Below are 16,931 nucleotides of genomic sequence, written 5' to 3' on the forward strand. Positions count from 1 at the left end.
GATTGCCGACGCCTACAGAGCATTCACCCCTGCCGAATGCGCCAACTACTTCACGGCAGCAGGATACAGTTCAACTTGATCGGAATCTGCTCTAGTATAAGGTGGCTTATCATTATCCTTCAAAAAGGCTTGGATCAAACCGAACCATCTTGCCCTCCAAGCCTTGGATCTTTTTCATGATCGCTGGAGGATTCCCGTCCTTAAAGGTCACGTAGAAGTAATAGATTAGACCATCTTCGCTCGCGTGCTCGCCCTCATCGTAGCGTAGCTGTTCGAGCTCTTCGACCTCGATGCCGAGTTCTTCCGCGATCAAGTCTTGGTTTTCCTGCACAAACATTCTGGTACATCCGTTCTGCCCAACTAAGCCTTGGAGCGGGCGATGGGAATCGAACCCTCGTATGCAGCTAGGGAAGCTATCTAGCCGAATCAAAGGGGTAGCCGAAACCGACGTCCGACGCACCAAGATGGATCAATCGGTAACGGGCGAAAAGCAAAAACGCAAAGCTGCGACCGATACCCACATCGCGATCCTACCCGACATCGCCGGGCGAGACGAATCTGATTGGTTTTGGCTGGGCCTGCGCAAATTTGCGCTGGCTTGCTGAGAACGGAACGGCCAGCGGACGAGCCTCGCCGTCATCTGGCAGCGGCGAAAGAGAGAGAGAGGTGGCTAGCCCTTTCCAGTCTTCAGGTCGATCGCCTTGGCAATGACGCCAGCTAGGGTGGCGTCCGGTCCGTCTTCCTTGACTATGCCATCGGCTGCCGAACGGAAGATCGGCGCAAGCACAAGCGATCTTTCGGCAGGATCGACTTTACCTTCATTGCTGAGGGCTAGATAAGTCTTGATCATAGCGATGCGTTCCTCGGCGTCGGTGAGGAGGTGGCGATCGCTGAGGTAGATCCGGAGCAGCACGCGACCAATCCAAAATAAGATCGTCGTCAGAATGATGCCGATTGCCGCGAACTTCACGTAGACCGCTGTTCCGTCCTGTCCCTGGGCAAACATTGTGGCCAGCCCAGAGAGACCGATAAGGGCAGCGATCAATCCCGTGCCGCCAAGGGCGGCAAACCAGAGCAGTCGGCCGCGCGACTTCACGAGATCACTGCGGTGTGCGCTAGCCTTTGTTGTCCAATAATCAACCGGCGCCTGAAGGGCCATTTGCGCCTTGTAAGCAGCTTCGGTCGCCTGGATCGAGCTGATGACCGCATTGCCTTCCCGGTTTAGATTTTCGAGGAAGGTCTTCGCTTGCGTCGATATCTGATCGACCTTCGCCTGCGCGGCGTCACGGCCTTCGGCAAGTAGCCGATCGGCCTGCGCGGAAACCTGTTTCCAGCCCTCTTCGCGGCGCCTGAGTTCTGCATCGGCCTCGCCGTTCAGGCGATTGACAGCTTCTGACACGAGATTTGCGCTCTTCGGCGAGATGCCATCTTGCGCCAACTTCGCATGTAACATGCCGCGCACAACATCAAAATTCACGACGCATGGCGTCGAGAAGAGATAGGCAAAGGCGCCGACGGCGGCCATGCTGGACATTGCACCGGCCTCCCGCGCGATCGCAACATAAGGGTGGCTCGAAAGAACCGTGCGCTCGTTTTGGTAGAACGACTTGAATTGGTTGAAAAATTGCTGCTTGCGTAGAGCGGCATTGTTTGGTTCGTTTTGCCACGCCTGAAGAGCGTTGTTGAGGTTTTGAAAGCCGGTTCGGTAGAGGTCGCGGAAATTCCCGTTGAAATGGGGACCGAAGTCCTCACCGGTCATCAACCACTGCAATTTGGAGCGCTCGTCCTGAAGCCACTTGCGGATATCGTCGAACGAGTTGAAGCGGAGCACGTGGTCTCCCCTCACCTCGACCTCGAAGAACGGCTCGCCGGTTGTTTCCGCGTCGTCGACCATTCGCTCACACCTCCTTAGCGCCCGCGCGGTCGGTTGGAGACCCTCATGCTCTTCAGCCCCAAGATCGCAATCAGCGTCATGGCGACGATGGCGATGAGCCCGACGATCGCGTCACGGCCGTGGGCGGTCCCTCCAATCAGATTCGCGAAGTTAAAAGTAAGGAGATCACTGAAGTCGTTCATGATTGCCTCCTGTTGTAGAGGCCCTCTACAGATACCCGAGCTTGGTAAGTCGCAATCGCGCCAGCGTGCCAGACCTGTGGAAAAGTCCCTCAGGAGCCTCTCAGACTACCTAAGATTGAGCGTATCTGGGCGACAAATCCAGACGCCCCATCCTTGATTCCCACAAGGCAAAGATTGACGCCGGGATGGCGGAACAAGACTTGCGCTTCAACGACTTTCGAGGAACAGCCGCGACAGAATTCTACTTCGCCGGCTTCAGCATTCGCGAGATCGCTGCGACGCGATCATGGAAGGAAGAGTCTGTCGAAGGCTCATCCGACGCGACGTCGGACGAGCTGCCGCGATCGAAGCGCGGACCAGAAAACTTGAGGCCAGAAAATGAACAAATCCCGGAAAACCGCAAACAAACGGTCGGTGGAATTTTAGCTAAGCATTGGAGCGGGCGAAGGGAATCGAACCCTCGTATGCAGCTTGGGAAGCTGCCGTTCTACCATTGAACTACGCCCGCTTATGCGCGCTTCGCGCCCCTCCTGATTAGCCGAGACGGCGCCTCCCGCCAAGCGCTTTGGCGCGCCCGGCCCGACGGTTGTTAACGTCCTGACAAGATTCCAGGTGCGCCGGATTGTGGCGGTGTTATGATTTCGTGTCTGGGACGAAACGTGCACTGAGTGGGGCGTGTGCATGGCGGGGCGTGCTTACGCGATATTCGATACGGCGCTGGGGCGCTGTGGCATCATCTGGAGCGGCACCGGCGTGGTCGCCGTGCAATTGCCGGAGGCGCGGGAGATCGACACCCGCCGCCGCATTTTCCAGGTCCATCCCGAGGCGCGGGAGCAGCGGCCCTCCGAGAACGCCGAGCTGGCGATCGAGGGGATCGTCGGCCTGCTGCAAGGCGGCGAGCCGGATTTCTCCGACGTCAGCCTGGACGCCGGCGGGGTGCCCGGCTTCAACCGGCGGGTCTACGAGCACACCTGCACGATCCCGCGCGGCGAAACGCGCACCTGCCACGAAATCGCCAAGGCACTGGGCGCCTCCGGCGCCGTGCACTCGGTGGCGCAGGCGATCGCCAAAAATCCCTACATGCTGATCGTGCCCTGTCACCGGGTGCTGGAGGCCGGCAATTACACCGACCGGCTTTCCCCCTATGCCGGCATGATCTCCAGGCGGCGGCTGCTGGCGCTCGAAGGTGCCCAACCCGTCGCCAGCAAGACGCTGTTCGAGGTGCCGCTGCCCGTTGCTCCGCCCCGCGCCAGCTAAGGCGCGATCCTGATCGCACCTTAGCTTTGTTTTTTTGGCATGATCTCGTCGGAAAACCGCTACACACTTTTCCGGATCATGCCTAGATAGGCCGGATGGATGCGACCACGCTGCTGACGACGCCGTCGATGACGGTCTCCGAATTTCGCTGCGATGCGGGACCGGACGATACGCCGTTTCCCGAATGCCGCACCGGCCATTCCATCGCCTATGTCCGCGCAGGGAGCTTCGGCTGCCATTGCCGCGCCGGTTTCTTCGAGCTGGTGGCAGGCTCGATGCTGGTCGGCGCCCCCGGCGAGGAATACACCTGCACGCATGAGCACGTGTCCGGCGACGTCTGCCTGTCGTTCTTTCTCAGCGAGGATCTGGTCGAGACTCTCGGTGGGCAGCGTGAGGTCTGGCAGGTCGGCGCGACGCCGCCGCTGCCCGAACTGATGGTGCTGGGCGAGCTCGCTCAGACGGCAGCAGATGGCAACAGCGACCTCGGCCTCGACGAGATCGGCCAGATCCTCGCCGGCCGCTTCATTGACGTCGTCTCGGGCAAGGCGCGCAAGCCAGCCACCCCCACCGCGCGCGACCGCCGCCGCGCCGTCGAGGCTGCGCTGTGGATCGACGACAACTCGCATGCCGAACTCGACCTCGAGCAGGCCGCGCGTCAGGCGGGCCTCAGCCCATTCCATTTCCTGCGGTTGTTCTCGAGCGTGCTTGGCGTCACCCCGCATCAATATCTGGTGCGCTCGCGGCTGCGGCACGCGGCGCGGCTGCTGACTGACGACGACATCGCGGTCACCGACATCGCCTATGACGTCGGTTTCGGCGATCTCTCCAATTTCGTCCGCACCTTCCACCGCGCTGCCGGTGTATCCCCGACCAAATTCCGCCAGGCCTCGAAGGGACAGCGCAAGATTCTCCAAGAGCAGCTTACCCTCAACTAACTAGGGTCGTCTCCGGCGCGTGCCCCCTCTCGGCACGCTTCTGCAATGGAGACGAATATGTACGACCACATCGGATTGCGTGTTGCGGACCTCGACGCTGCGACACACTTCTACACCGCAGTGCTCGCGCCGCTCGGCTATGTCCTGTGCTCGAGCGGCGACGGTTATGCCGGCTTCGGGCCGAAGGGCCAGCCGGCGCTGTGGCTGCACCTGAACAAGGGCCGGACGGCCGACGGCGCCCATATCGCCTTCCGCGCCAAGGATCATGACGCCGTCAAGGCGTTCCATACCGAAGGGCTGAGGAGCGGAGGCCGCGACAATGGCGGCGCCGGGCCGCGCAAGGACTACAGCCCGACCTATTATGCGGCGTTCTTGATCGACCCCGACGGCAACAATGTCGAGGCGGTTTGCGTGTGAGGCGCGAGCGATCGCAGCACAATCGCCGTCATTCCGGGATGGTGCGTAGCACCAGACCCGGAATCACGAGATTCCGGTTTCGGCTCTCCGAGCCGCCCCGGAATGACTCCGATACCGGCAACGGCCTGATCATTCACTTTGAGTTTCCTTACAGAGCCGCGCCCTCGCCAGCCGTAACCATGCCCGCGTGTGTCCGGTCGAATCCGCTCTCCCGATGGAGCCAAGCACGCGAGGAGCATGCCATGAGGGGTGCGGACTGTGATTTGCCAACTAGCGCTTTAGTCGGCAGTCGAAAGCGCCGGCCTGATCGCAGCTTTCGCCTTGCGCGGCCCCCAGCGTGTCAGCACCACGCTGGAGCACGACAGCACGCCGAGCACGACCATCGAGCTTGCGGCCAGCCAGAAGAAGCTCTGCGCGCTGGCGTCGTGCGTCGACAGCCACCAGCCGACAGCCGCGATATAGATCAGCCGCGCCGTCTGCGCGAGCACCGGGCCGATCACCTTGGCGGCGCCTTGCGAGGAGAAATACATCGTCGTTGCAAGGCCGAAGAAGGCGTAGAATGGCCCGACGGTCGAGAGATATTGATGGCTCGCCGCGCGCACGGCCACGCTGTCGGTGAACATGTTGACCCAGAGATCCGGGAAGATCGCAACGAGGCATGCAGGCGCGCCGACCGCCACGAAAGCGGCCGCACTGGCGATCCAGGTGATGCGCCGGGCACGTGCAATGCGGCCTGCGCCGATCGCCATCCCGACCATCGGCACACAGGCGATGCCGAATGAGAACGCGATCGAGGTCAGCAAAAACTCGAGCCGCGCGCCGATACCGTAACCGGCGAGGATCGCGGTGCCGAATTTCGCCAGCATGTGTGTGAAGATCGAGATCGTCAGCACCCCTTGCAGCGGCGAGAAGCAGGCGATGGCGCCGACCTTGAGGATGTCGAAGAACATCGCCCATCGGATGCGCAAGCCGCGCAGTCTCAGGACGATCCGCGCGCGACCGGAGAACAGGTACCAGCCCATGATGCAGATGTTCATGGAATAGGCGATCAGCGCGCCGGCCGCGACGCCGCGCATGCCGAACTGCGGCACCGGTCCGAGACCGAGACCCAGCGCGCCGCCGAGCATGATCTGCCACGCCGCGGAATTGAGGATGAGGAACGACGGCAGCTTCATGTTGCCGGTGCCGCGCAGGACGCCCGCCATGGTGTTGAGCAACCAGGGCAGCACGGCGCCGCCGAAAAACACCTGCGTGTAGGCGATCGCATGCGTCAGCACAGCGCCGCGGCCGCCAAGCATTTCGAGCACCCTCGGTCCGAAGATCAGCATGCCCAGCATGAAGACGAGGCCGAAGCTGATGCCGATCAGCATCGCATGCACGGCGAGCGTGCCGGCGCGTTCGCGATCACCGGCGCCGAGTGCACGCGCGATGGCCGAGGCCACCGCACCGCCCATGGCGCCGCCCGACATCGTCATGGTCAGGATCACGGTCGGAAACACCAGCGCCATCGCCGCAAGCGCCTCGACACCGAGCCGGCCGACATAAGTGGTCTCCGCGATCACCACGCAGATGCCGGCCGACAAGCCGATCACGTTCGGCCAGGCGAGGGAGAGCAGCGTGCGCAGGATCGGCCCGTCGGTCAGCGCGCTCTTGACGGAGCGCGGGGGCGGCGGCAACGGGCGCTCCTGTTCATCGACCGGGATCTCGGCGATGTCCGTCATGTCCTCTCCCGGGCAGAAGCGCCATTTGCGGCGCGGCAATGAAAAGGTGTGCCAATCAACCTATTCGCGCGCAGGGCGCGGCGGGACTTGTTAACACGGTGCGCGCCGATTCCTCCTGCGTCGGGTGCAGGCGTGCCCTGCGGCAGCGCTCCCAATCGGTGAACTTACCCGATCGTCCAGACCAGTGGCGGACGGCCAGCGGCCGCAGAGCGCATCTGCACGCCGATGTGCCGTCCGCAACCCGCGGCGAGCCCCTCCAACAATCCCGCCAGCACCTGCGCACAAGCGGGGTGGTGGTCGGCGACGTCGTCCATCAGCTTCCAGCTCTGCTGGTGGATTTCGAAGGTGGCTTCTGATTGCGTGGTCTCGGCCGCATCATCCTGCGCGGCAAACAACGCGCTCAGGAACGACGCGAACTCGCTCGCGCCGCCGCGGGGCATCGCCAGCGCCGAGGCAACCTCGTCGAAATATTGCATGCCGATCAGCTTGCCGGTGAGATGCAGGAGATAGCCGGCATCCTCCGGACCGAACAGCTGCACCATCACGGGCGCGGCGGTGCGGACATATTCCATGGCGTAGTTGCGATAGGCTTTTTCCAGCCGCGGCTTCGGCCAGCTCGCGACCGGCAGCGCCGGTGCGGTCTTCGCATCGAACAATGGAGCTTCCAGATGCCGCGCGAACACCAGGCGCTGGTCGAGCTCGAGCGGATCGTCGTATTGATGATAATAGCCTTCGAGCCCGTCCTGGCCGTCGACGCTCTGCTTGGTGCAGACGAAGCCGAGCCTGAGATCACCAAGCGCAACGCCGTTGTTGGCGTGCCAGCCGCGCAGCATCGCGCTGGAGACCTCGCCCGGCACGCCGCAGATCGCGGTGCCCCTCCAGATCCAGCGCGGCGGCGGATAGCGGATCCAGGCTTTTCTGTCGCTCTCATACATGTACTCGACGTGCACACCGCCGATCCAGTTGGAGAGATAGTGATATTGCGCCGCCGCGACCGCGGGCGGCAGACCTTTAAGCCCGAGCTTCTCGAGCCCGGGCAGGAAACGCTCCTGCTGCTGGCGGCGGAACAGGCGGAAGACGAATTCCGCGGCATCCGCTGTCCCGCGCCGCGTCACCACGGTGAGGATGAGGCCGGTAAAATAAGCATGATAGAGGTCGGCGACCGCCCGCCAGCGTCTCCATTGCGCTTCCTGCACGGCTTGTGTTTCGCTCCTCATGCTTGCTCCCGATGGATTTGTTGTGACGGACTGTGTCATTGCGCGAGAGGCGACGCAACCGAGCCAGGCACGCGGCCGTCATGCCCGACCAGATCGGCGATCCAGAAAAGTAGCCGGATGAGCGACGCCATATCCGGATCCTTCCTCAGATCATCCCGGATATCGCTTCGCTCGTCTACGGCTTGGAGCAATCTCGATGCGCCTTCATCGATTCGCTCCGCATGACGTTCAGGGCCTTTCGTGTTAGCTTTCCTACTTGTCCCGAGAACAAAGGCTATCGGATGCGCGCTGTATCGCTGGCCGTTCTCCTGCTCCTGTCGCAGATCTTGCCGTTCCTTCCCGCATCGGCGGCGGACGAAGACAGCACTGTCGGTCCACCGCCAGCGCTGGCGCCGGGGCAACCGCCGCCGCTACCTCGGCAAGGGCCGCTCGCCGAGCCACGCTCGCGGGATCAGGTCGGTTTTCCCGCGGCGCTCACAGCGTCAGTGATCCCGCCGGCAACGCCGCTTGCACCTGCGACGGTTGCGTTGGGACAGAAGCTGTTCTTCGACGCCCAGCTCTCAGGCGACGGCACCATCGCCTGTGCCACCTGCCACGATCCGGCACGCGCCTTCACCGACGGCAGGCCGGTGTCGATCGGCATCCATGGGCGCGCCGGCCAACGCAACGCCCCGACCGTGCTGAATGCGCTCTACAACAAGTCGCAGTTCTGGGACGGTCGCGTCGACACGCTTGAGCAGCAGGCGGCGCTGCCGATCACCAACGCTCTCGAGATGGGCTCGGCCAGCATCGGCGATGCCGTATCCAGGATCGCCGGCGACAAGGACTATCAGGCCCAGTTCATGCAGGCCTTCGGCCGCGGCGTCAACGAACAGGACATGTTGCGCGCCATTGCAGCCTATGAACGGACTCTCGCCTCCTTCGATTCGCCCTTCGATCATTTCATCGCCGGAGATGCGAATGCGATCAGCGATTCGGCCAAACGTGGTTGGGAATTGTTCAACAACAAGGCGCGTTGCAATCTTTGCCATGCGCTGACGGATAGAGAGCGCGATCCGACTGTCTTCACCGATCACGATTTTCACAACATCGGCATCGGCATCCTTCGGCATCGCGTCGGTGCGCTGGCGGAGCAGGCCGAGCGCGAGCTGGCGCAGGGACGTGCGCCGGATGTCGACAACGCGGCGATCGCGAACGAAATGTCGGTTCTGGGGCGTTTCCTGATCACCAAGCGGCCGGGCGACATTGCGTCCTTCAAGACGCCCGGCCTGCGAAATATCCTGGTGACCGCGCCCTACTTTCACGACGGATCGATGGAAACGCTGTGGGACGTCATGGATCACTACAACAAGGGCGACGGCGTTGCTGACGCGTGGCTCGATGAGGACATCCAGCCGCTGGCGCTGACAGAGCCCGAGATCGACGACGTGGTGGCGTTGATGGCGGCACTGACCAGTCCGCAATACAAGGACGCCGGCGACAAGGAGTATGCGCGACAGCTCGCACTATCCAAGGTGAACCGTCCGCAGCGCGATACGGCACGCGCCTTTGGTCCGAAGCCACCACGGCCGAAGCCGCCGCTTTGAGCCATGGTTCACGCGCAGCGCTTGCTGACACTTACACCCGAAAATGCTTGCTCAGCTTCAATCCCTGCGCCTGGTAGTTGGAACCGATGCGCTGGCCGTACATCGCGTCGGGGCGGGCGAGCATCTTTTCATAGACGAGGCGGCCGACGATCTGGCCGTGCTCGAGGATGAACGGCACTTCGCGCGAGCGCACCTCAAGCACGGCGCGCGATCCTAGCCCGCCGGCGCCGGCATAGCCGAAGCCGGGATCGAAGAATCCGGCATAGTGCACGCGGAACTCGCCCACCAAAGGATCGAACGGCACCATCTCCGCGGCGTAGTCGGGCGGCACCTGCACAGCTTCCTTGGAGGCGAGGATGTAGAACTCGCCGGGATCGAGGATGAGGCTGCCGTCGGGGCGGGCCGAGATCGGCTCCCAGAAGTCTTCGACCGCATAGCCGGAGCGGCGATCGACGTCGACGACACCGGTGTGGCGCTTGGCGCGATAGCCGACGAAGCCGCTCGCCTTCTCGCCGGAGAGGTCGACGGAGACGGCGACGCCGCCGGAAAGGTCGGCATCGTCGATGTCGACGAGACGCTCGCTGGCGTGCAGCGCATCGAGCTCGTCGGCATTGAGGATGGCATCGCCGGTGCGGAAGCGCACCTGCGACAGGCGCGAGCCTTCGCGCACCAGCACCGGAAAGGTCTTCGGGCTGATCTCGGCATAAAGCGGGCCATGATAGCCGGCGCCGATCATGTCGAAGCGGCGGGTGCCGTCGGCGATCACGCGCGTGAATACGTCGAGCCGGCCGGTCGAGCTCTTGGGGTTGGCTGCCGCGACGATTTCCGGCGGCAGCGCCAGGCTTTCCAGCAGCGGCACGATGTAGACGCAGTTGGTCTCCAGCACGGCGCCGTCGGCGAGGTTGAACTCGTGCAGCTTCAATTCATCGATGCGTTCGGCGACCGTGGCGCCGGGACCGGGCAGGAAGCTCGCGCGGACGCGATAGGCGATATCGCCGAGGCGCAGATCGAGGCTCGCCGGCTGGATCTGGCTTTCGACGAAGTCGTATTCGGGCAGGATGAGCCCCGCTTCCGCCATCGCCGCGATCATGCGGTCGGGCAGGATACCATTGGCGTCGGCGGCGACCGTGAACGTCAACCGGGGGTCCTCATCAGGGCTCGCTTGCATCCCAACATGCGGGAAATATCAGCCTTTTACGGCTAGCCGATGGACGTCTTGACGGAAAGGGCATTGCGGAATATGAGCATCACTTATCCCGTGGTGATTTGAGCCGGCCGGCTTGCAGCCACGTTAAATAAATCGCTAAACAGGCCGGGGACCTCTGTGATCCCGGCCAGTGGAGATATCCAGGCCGGTTTTTTTTGTGACCGTTTGCGTGTCGAATGGTCATGTCGGAGGGTCCTATGTCGAAGTCGCCTACCAACTACCGTCCCGAAACCCGCCTGGTCCATTCCGGGACCCTGCGCTCGCAATTTGGCGAGACGTCGGAGGCGCTGTTCCTCACCCAAGGCTACGTCTACAACAGCGCCGAGGAGTGCGAGGCGCGGTTCAAGGGCGAGGACCCCGGCTTCATCTATTCGCGCTACTCTAACCCCACCATCGCGATGTTCGAGCGCCGGATGATCGAGCTCGAAGGCGCCGAAGCGGCCCGCTCGGCCGCGACCGGCATGGCCGCGGTGACGACTGCGATCCTCGCACCGCTCAAAGCCGGCGACCACGTCGTGGCTTCGCGCGCCCTGTTCGGCTCGTGCCTCTACGTCATCCAGGACCTGTTGCCGCGCTACGGCATCGAGACCACGCTGGTCGACGGGCTCGATCTCGACCAATGGCAGCGCGCGCTGAAGCCCAACACGAAAACGTTCTTCCTGGAGAGCCCGACCAACCCGACCCTCGACGTGCTCGACATCCCCGGAATCGCCGAGATCGCGCACAAGGGCGGCGCGCGGCTCGTAGTCGACAACGTGTTCGCGACGCCGATCTGGCAGAGCCCGCTCGCGCTAGGGGCCGATGTCGTGGTCTATTCCGCGACCAAGCATATCGACGGCCAGGGCCGCTGCCTCGGCGGCATCATCCTGTCGTCGGAGGCCTTCATCGCCGAGCACATCCACAATTTCATGCGCCAGACCGGCCCCTCGATCTCGCCGTTCAATGCCTGGGTCCTGCTCAAGGGCCTGGAGACGCTGGGCGTGCGCGTGCGCGCGCAGACCGAGACGGCCGCACGCATCGCCGAGGTGCTGGCGAGCCATCCGAAGATCTCGCGGCTGGTCTATCCCGGCCGCGCCGATCATCCGCAGGCAGCTTTGGTGAAGAAGCAGATGCGCGGCGGCTCGACCCTGGTCGGCTTCGAGGTCAAGGGCGGCAAGCAGGCCGCGTTCCGCGTGCTCAACGCATTGAAGCTGGCGAAGATCTCGAACAATCTCGGCGACGCCAAGAGCCTCGTCACGCATCCGGCGACGACGACGCATCAGCGCCTGAAGCCGGAGGACCGCGCCGCGCTCGGGATCAGCGAGGGGTTCATTCGCCTCTCCGCGGGGCTCGAACATGCCGACGATCTGATCGAGGATCTGACGGCGGCGCTGGAGAAGGCGTGAATGGCGACTGGCGAATAGTGATTGGCGAATAGGTCGATCTATTCGCTACTCGCCATTCCCTATTCGCCCTCTCACATCGGCCGGTACGTCCGCACGTCCGCGGGCACGTTCACCCCGAGCTTGATCTGGCCGACGGAACGGATGATGTCGTCACCCAGCAGCTGAGCGAAGCAGGCATAGCCCCAATCGTTCATGTGCAGGCCATCGGCGATCACGAAGCCCTCGACCGGAATGGCCTGCTTTTCATGCCAGTCGCGCATCACCTCGAAGCGCGGGAAGATTCCGACGTGGCGGAGCTCGGCGACCTTGCTGAGCAGCTTCACCATCTTGCCTGCGCTCTCGGCGCGCTGGTTGACGGCCGGCGAATATTGCGGATCGACCAGCACGATGTCGGCGCCGCCCGCGGCCTGGATGCGGCTGATGCCGTCCTCCACCATCTTGGCGGTTTCGCCGGGATCGAGATTGCGCAGCACGGCGTTGGTGCCGACCTGCCAGATCACGAGATCCGGATGCCTGTCGATCACCTGCGTCTGGAGGCGCTTCATCATCTCGGGGGCGTCCTCGCCGCCGACGCCGGCATTGATGACGCTGATGTCGGCGGTCGGATATTGCCGGCGCAGCTGCGCGGCGAGACGATTGGGGTAATTGAACTCCGGCGAGCTCGCGCCGAACCCTTGAGTCGACGACGAGCCGAACGCGACGATGACGACGGGCTGGCCGGCGACGAGCTTGCCAGCAACGTGCGGCAGCGAGCCCATCGCCTTCGAACCGTCCTTCGGCGGCTGGCATGGCACACGGTTGAAGATGTCGCTGGCGGATTTGGCGGCCTGCTTCACCTTGTCGATGGCGCGCGCCGTGATGCCGCGCTGCTCGGGCGACGTCGCAGCGACGGTGGTCTGGGAGGGCGAAGCGGAAGCGGGATCAGCCGACTGCGCGGGGGCGGCTGTCGCCTGGGCGGCTGGCGTCTGGGCATAGGATTTCGAGGCGGGCGTCAGCAACAACAGCGCCGCGGCTGCGGGCGCGGCCAGCCATGTCGTCAGGCAAAAAGGGCGGAGAGAACTCATTAACGCTAGACCTCAATTTTGCTGCTGGGCCGGCTCGAGACGGGCTGCGTCGAACACGAACTGTGCCAACGCCCGGCCAAGGCAATCATGGACCTGCTTCGCCAGCTCGGGCCCGCGGGACGGGCTGAACAGGTCGAACTGACCCTGATCATTCCACTGCCGCATGATCGCGAAACGATCGAACAGCGGAATACCGTGCTCCTGCGCCACCACCCGCATATTATCGAGAAAAGGCTGCGCCGAGATCATGGTTTCAGTGCGTGGACTATACTGCAGATTCATCAAGACGACGTCAGCCCCTGCATTTTGCAACGCAGCAACCCCTTCGGTGACGGCACTGCGAAACTCGTCGGGATCACTGGCGCGAATAGCGTCCACGGTCCCGGTCTGCCAGATGACCAACGTAGGCGTTTTTGCTTCCATCAGCTTAACGAAAGTGGAGGCGGTCTCCTCTGCCGTTTTCTTGCTCTGTATTTCTACGGAGACATGCACCACCTCCGGCGGCGGCAGCTTCTCCTTGAGGATCGCCTCCATGCGCGCCGGGTACGAGCTGTTCTCCGAAGATGGAATGGTCGTCGAGCGGCTGCCGATGACCAGGATCTCCAGCGGCTTACCGGCCTTGACGGCAGCGGCGACCTTCGGCAGTGGGCTTTCGCTGGTCAGCAGATAGGCCGGCAATTCGCAGGAAGGGGGCGCGGGGGGAGCCGTGGGCGCAGCATCGCCCGCGCGCGCCACAGGGGCGGCGACGCATAGCAGGATCAGGCTCAGGAGGACCTTCGCCTTCATCAGCCCCCTCCCGCCAGATCGGCGTTGCCGACGGCGTTTTTGGTCTTCGCACCGCTCTTGTCAGCCACGCGCTTGTACCACGAAATGACCCAGGCCACCCCCCACATGATCAGGACTCCGGAGAGACTAATCAAGGCATGCATGGCTGCACCGCCGGAGACTTCGGCCAGGATGAAGTGGCCGGCGAAGGCAAGGAAGACGCCGAGACAGAAGATCTCGAGGGAATGCTGGCCGCACAGGATCAGCGGCCGCAGCCAAGGCGACTTCAGCCCCGGCCAGTCCCGCGGCAGGAAGCGCACCGTGAGCGCGGCCAGCGCCAGAAAATGCGTGAAGCGCAGCACGTCGAGATCGGTCTTGTTGATCGGATACATCCATTGCTCGATCAGCTTCGGCATGAACTGGGAAAGCTGCGGCACATACCAGGTCAGCGTCACGTAGAACGACGCGACGAGATAAGCGATCGCCAGCCACATCGTGATGCGTGACGACAGAATACGCGACATGCGTCGCGCACCTCCGAGCGCGCACCATGCACCGAACACGAACAGCAATTGCCAGGCAAAGGGATTGAAGGCCCAGAAGCCGTTCGGATAGGCCGACAGATAGAGATCGTACTCCCAGGTGACCGCGTAGAGCAGGACCGAAAGGCCGAGGGTGACGTCGGGTCGCCATTTCATCGACCACAGGATCAGGGGCAGCGCCAGCATCAGCACGATGTAGAGCGGCAGCACGTCCATGTTGACGGGTCGGAAGCGCAGGAGCAGCGCCTGTACGATGGTGACGTCCGGCTGCTTGAGGAAGTCCATGATGCCCATCTCTTCGGTGTAGAGCGGGTTCTCGAACCTGGTCGCCACATAGGAGATTTCGGCAAGGAAGATCGTGAACAGGAAGACGTGGGCGACGTAGATCTGCCAGACCCGGCGCAGGATGCGCGCGGTGGCGATGAGGACGCCGCTCTCCAGCATCGCCCGGCCGTAGACGAAGGCGGCGGTGTAGCCGGAGATGAAGATGAAGATCTCGGTGGCGTCGCTGAAGCCGTAATTGCGGATCGTGAACCAGGTCAACAGACTCGGCGGCAGGTGGTCGATGAAGATCAGCCACAGCGCGAGCCCGCGGAACAGATCGAGCCGGAGCTCGCGCTCGCCGATGGCGGGCAGCGTGATGGCCGGCGCGGCCGCGCGCGGCTTGGTCCCTGCGGGTCTGGCCTCGCCGGTCCCCGCGATCGTCGATCCCGTCACTTGGTCGGCAATGGTCATCGGGGACCTAAGAACCCTTCCGTAAAACGCCACGTTGAAAGAATGTAAGGGTCTCGCCGTCGTCTCGCAAAGCGGCCCGGATCGTACAAGGGAATCTCCCTCTTGGGGGGTGTCCTTCCCTTCGAATTCTGGCGGGACGATGTCGCCAAAGCCGTCTGTGGCGTTTGGTTCCCGGGACGGATTTGGCTATTATAGCAACCATGTACCGCGCCGTGACCCGCCAGATCGAAGTGACCGTTGAGCCGAATTTTGTTCCGGAGCAGTCGTCGGCCGACCGCTCGCGCTATTTCTGGTCCTACACCATCGTCATCACCAATTCGGGCGAGGAGACCGTGCAGCTCAAGACGCGGCACTGGATCATTACCGATGCCTCTGGCCGCCAGCAGGAGGTGAAGGGCGAGGGGGTGGTCGGCGAGCAGCCGATCCTGGCCCCCGGCGAGCGCTTCGAATACACCTCCGGCGTACCGCTCTCGACCGCCTCGGGCTTCATGACCGGCCGCTACCAGATGGTCAGCGAAACCGGCGAGCGCTTCGAGATCGACGTGCCGACGTTCTCGCTCGACAGTCCCGACAACAAGCGGGTGTTGAATTAGGAGGGCAAGTTCGCGGCAACACTCACAACTGTCATGCCCCGGCTCGACCGGGGCATCCAGTACGCCGCGGCCTCTCGCTTCGATTAGCATCGTCTCGGAGTACTGGATCGCCCGATCAAGTCGGGCGATGACACCGCGCGTGGGGCACTGCTCCACTCGTCAATTGCGAGTTCAGCGACGGAGACGCAACGCGTCTTCCACGCCCGCCTCGTGGGGCGAGAACTGGTACACCGACGAGCAGAACTCGCAGGTGACGACAACCTTGTCGTCCTTGACCATCGCGGCGCGGTCGTCGGGCGAGAAGCTCTTCAGCATCGAGGCGACCGCATTGCGCGAGCAGGAGCACTGCGCCTTGAGGACCTGCGGATTGAACACGCGCACGCCGCGCTCGTGGAAGAGACGGTAGAGCAGCCGCTCGCCCGAGAGTTCGGGATCGATCAGCTCGACGTCTTCGACGGTCTCGATCAGCGAACGCGCCTCGACCCAGGCGTCGTCTTCGGCGACACTGTGCACTTCGACACCTTCAGGCGCATCGCCGGGATGCAGATCGGCCTGCCGGGCGCGCTCCGGCGCCTTCGGCAGAAACTGCATCAGCATGCCCCCGGCCCGCCAGCGATGCTTGCCGCCGTCGCTCGAGCGCCACTCCTCGCCGACCGCAAGGCGCACCCGCGTCGGGATCTGCTCGGAGCGGAGAAAATATTCGTGCGCGGCGTCTTCCAGGCTGCCGCCGTCGAGCGCAACCAGGCCCTGGTAGCGGCTCATGTCGGGGCCCTGGTCGATGGTCATGGCGAGATGGCCGCGGCCGAGCAGCGCGCCGGCGTCCTTGGCCTCGCCGAGGCGTTCGGCGTCAAAGCGCGCATAGGCGCGCAGGCGATCCGGCGCCATGTAGTCGACGACCAGGAACGACACCGGACCGTCGGTCTGGGCCTGAAGAATGAAGCGACCTTCGAATTTCAGTGCGGTGCCGAGCAACGTCGTCAGCACGATGGCTTCACCGAGCAGCTTGCCGACGGGTGCGGGATAATCGTGCTTGGTCAGGATATCGTCGAGCGCCGGGCCGAGCCGCACCAACCGCCCGCGCACATCGAGCGCGTCGACCTCGTAAGGCAGCACGGCGTCGTCGATCGGAACCGGTGATGGCGCGCGAACCGGGCCTTCTGGCCCGGTTTTCATGTCAGGGGATTGGGAAACCATGGCGCTTTATCTGGGGTCGGAGGCTGAGAATGGAAGGGGGCGCGGGGTGGCGTGTTCCGGGGTGCGGATTGAACCGTATCAAGCCAACCTCGAACTCGATGTCGTCCCGGACAAGCGTAAGCGCAGATCCGGGACCCATCAACCACAGGACTACGTTGCAGCCAGCGATGACAACTCCGAGTCTTCGCCAAACGACTTCCTGTGGTTATGGATCCCGGATCGGCGCGCGCTTTTGGC

At 63.3% G+C, this 16,931-nt stretch carries 17 protein-coding genes, 1 tRNA gene and 1 riboswitch; of the genes, 7 read left to right on the plus strand and 11 right to left on the minus strand.

Translation table 11 applies throughout. The annotated features are described in order from the left end of the window. Nucleotides 1–112 precede the first annotated feature (112 nt). On the minus strand, nt 113–337 hold the full coding sequence (locus EDE08_RS37065; protein ID WP_131874673.1) for a hypothetical protein: 225 nt from the start codon (nt 335–337) through the stop codon (nt 113–115). Between the two features lie 127 nt (nt 338–464). Here EDE08_RS37065 and EDE08_RS38785 point away from each other — a divergent pair, with 127 nt between their 5' ends. Next, nucleotides 465–605 (plus strand): hypothetical protein, encoded by a 141-nt coding sequence (locus EDE08_RS38785; protein ID WP_165936399.1) that lies wholly within the window; start codon nt 465–467, stop codon nt 603–605. Nucleotides 606–670: 65 nt separating this feature from the next. On the opposite strand, the gene EDE08_RS37070 is transcribed toward EDE08_RS38785, so the two are convergent. The 3 genes from EDE08_RS37070 to EDE08_RS37075 all read right to left on the minus strand — a co-directional run bounded on the left by EDE08_RS37070 (nt 671) and on the right by EDE08_RS37075 (nt 2,584). Further along, nucleotides 671–1,894 carry a DUF6161 domain-containing protein gene (locus tag EDE08_RS37070; protein ID WP_131874672.1) on the minus strand — a complete coding sequence of 408 codons (1,224 nt, stop codon included), beginning with the start codon at nt 1,892–1,894 and terminating at the stop codon, nt 671–673. Between the two features lie 14 nt (nt 1,895–1,908). Then, nucleotides 1,909–2,076 carry a hypothetical protein gene (locus EDE08_RS38790; RefSeq protein ID WP_165936400.1) on the minus strand — a complete coding sequence of 56 codons (168 nt, stop codon included), beginning with the start codon at nt 2,074–2,076 and terminating at the stop codon, nt 1,909–1,911. A gap of 434 nt (nt 2,077–2,510) precedes the next feature. Further along, nucleotides 2,511–2,584 (minus strand) — tRNA-Gly (locus EDE08_RS37075). Between the two features lie 173 nt (nt 2,585–2,757). Here EDE08_RS37075 and EDE08_RS37080 point away from each other — a divergent pair. The 3 genes from EDE08_RS37080 (at nt 2,758) to EDE08_RS37090 (ending at nt 4,685) form a co-directional block, all read left to right on the plus strand. Further along, nucleotides 2,758–3,333, plus strand: a complete 576-nt coding sequence (locus tag EDE08_RS37080; protein ID WP_131874671.1) for a methylated-DNA--[protein]-cysteine S-methyltransferase — start codon at nt 2,758–2,760, stop codon at nt 3,331–3,333. Nucleotides 3,334–3,428: 95 nt separating this feature from the next. Further along, nucleotides 3,429–4,268, plus strand: a complete 840-nt coding sequence (locus EDE08_RS37085; RefSeq protein WP_131874670.1) for a helix-turn-helix transcriptional regulator — start codon at nt 3,429–3,431, stop codon at nt 4,266–4,268. 57 nt (nt 4,269–4,325) lie between these two features. Beyond that, nucleotides 4,326–4,685 (plus strand): VOC family protein, encoded by a 360-nt coding sequence (locus tag EDE08_RS37090; protein WP_061879723.1) that lies wholly within the window; start codon nt 4,326–4,328, stop codon nt 4,683–4,685. A 278-nt stretch (nt 4,686–4,963) separates the two neighbouring features. Here the strand turns inward: EDE08_RS37090 and EDE08_RS37095 are convergent, their stop codons facing one another. Next, entirely contained in the window at nt 4,964–6,406 is a 1,443-nt protein-coding gene (locus EDE08_RS37095) for an MATE family efflux transporter (RefSeq protein WP_131874668.1), read from the minus strand. A 164-nt stretch (nt 6,407–6,570) separates the two neighbouring features. Continuing rightward, complete coding sequence (locus EDE08_RS37100; RefSeq protein ID WP_131874667.1) at nt 6,571–7,623, minus strand: hypothetical protein; 1,053 nt, start codon at nt 7,621–7,623, stop codon at nt 6,571–6,573. Nucleotides 7,624–7,904: 281 nt separating this feature from the next. Between EDE08_RS37100 and EDE08_RS37105 the strand changes: the two genes are divergently transcribed. After that, the gene (locus tag EDE08_RS37105; RefSeq protein ID WP_131874666.1) at nt 7,905–9,209 is read left to right on the plus strand and encodes a cytochrome-c peroxidase; all 1,305 of its coding nucleotides are present in this window, start codon (nt 7,905–7,907) and stop codon (nt 9,207–9,209) included. Nucleotides 9,210–9,240: 31 nt separating this feature from the next. On the opposite strand, the gene EDE08_RS37110 is transcribed toward EDE08_RS37105, so the two are convergent. Continuing rightward, the gene (locus tag EDE08_RS37110; protein WP_131874665.1) at nt 9,241–10,377 is read right to left on the minus strand and encodes a 2'-deoxycytidine 5'-triphosphate deaminase; all 1,137 of its coding nucleotides are present in this window, start codon (nt 10,375–10,377) and stop codon (nt 9,241–9,243) included. Between the two features lie 80 nt (nt 10,378–10,457). Continuing rightward, nucleotides 10,458–10,537: riboswitch (SAM riboswitch) on the plus strand. A gap of 76 nt (nt 10,538–10,613) precedes the next feature. Here EDE08_RS37110 and EDE08_RS37115 point away from each other — a divergent pair. Further along, nucleotides 10,614–11,801: an O-succinylhomoserine sulfhydrylase gene (locus EDE08_RS37115; RefSeq protein ID WP_165936402.1), complete on the plus strand. Its 1,188-nt coding sequence runs from the start codon at nt 10,614–10,616 to the stop codon at nt 11,799–11,801. A 71-nt stretch (nt 11,802–11,872) separates the two neighbouring features. Here the strand turns inward: EDE08_RS37115 and EDE08_RS37120 are convergent, their stop codons facing one another. From EDE08_RS37120 to EDE08_RS37130, 3 genes are read right to left on the minus strand one after another with little or no spacing between them, the layout of a single operon-like run. Beyond that, entirely contained in the window at nt 11,873–12,865 is a 993-nt protein-coding gene (locus EDE08_RS37120; RefSeq protein WP_131874663.1) for an SGNH/GDSL hydrolase family protein, read from the minus strand. A 12-nt stretch (nt 12,866–12,877) separates the two neighbouring features. Next, nucleotides 12,878–13,651 carry an SGNH/GDSL hydrolase family protein gene (locus EDE08_RS37125; RefSeq protein ID WP_131874662.1) on the minus strand — a complete coding sequence of 258 codons (774 nt, stop codon included), beginning with the start codon at nt 13,649–13,651 and terminating at the stop codon, nt 12,878–12,880. Further along, nucleotides 13,651–14,907, minus strand: a complete 1,257-nt coding sequence (locus tag EDE08_RS37130) for an OpgC domain-containing protein (protein WP_131874661.1) — start codon at nt 14,905–14,907, stop codon at nt 13,651–13,653. Before EDE08_RS37130 ends, EDE08_RS37125 begins: the two co-directional genes overlap by 1 nt. A 200-nt stretch (nt 14,908–15,107) precedes the next feature. On the opposite strand from EDE08_RS37130, the gene apaG reads away from it, so the two are divergent. Further along, complete coding sequence (gene apaG, locus EDE08_RS37135) at nt 15,108–15,500, plus strand: Co2+/Mg2+ efflux facilitator ApaG/CorD (protein WP_024337101.1); 393 nt, start codon at nt 15,108–15,110, stop codon at nt 15,498–15,500. A gap of 171 nt (nt 15,501–15,671) precedes the next feature. On the opposite strand, the gene EDE08_RS37145 is transcribed toward apaG, so the two are convergent. Next, nucleotides 15,672–16,694, minus strand: coding sequence for an Hsp33 family molecular chaperone (locus tag EDE08_RS37145; RefSeq protein ID WP_131874660.1), 1,023 nt, complete (start codon nt 16,692–16,694; stop codon nt 15,672–15,674). Between the last annotated feature and the right edge of the window lie 237 nt (nt 16,695–16,931).

It is taken from the genome of Bradyrhizobium sp. R2.2-H (assembly GCF_004346455.1).
GTDB lineage: Bacteria > Pseudomonadota > Alphaproteobacteria > Rhizobiales > Xanthobacteraceae > Bradyrhizobium > Bradyrhizobium diversitatis.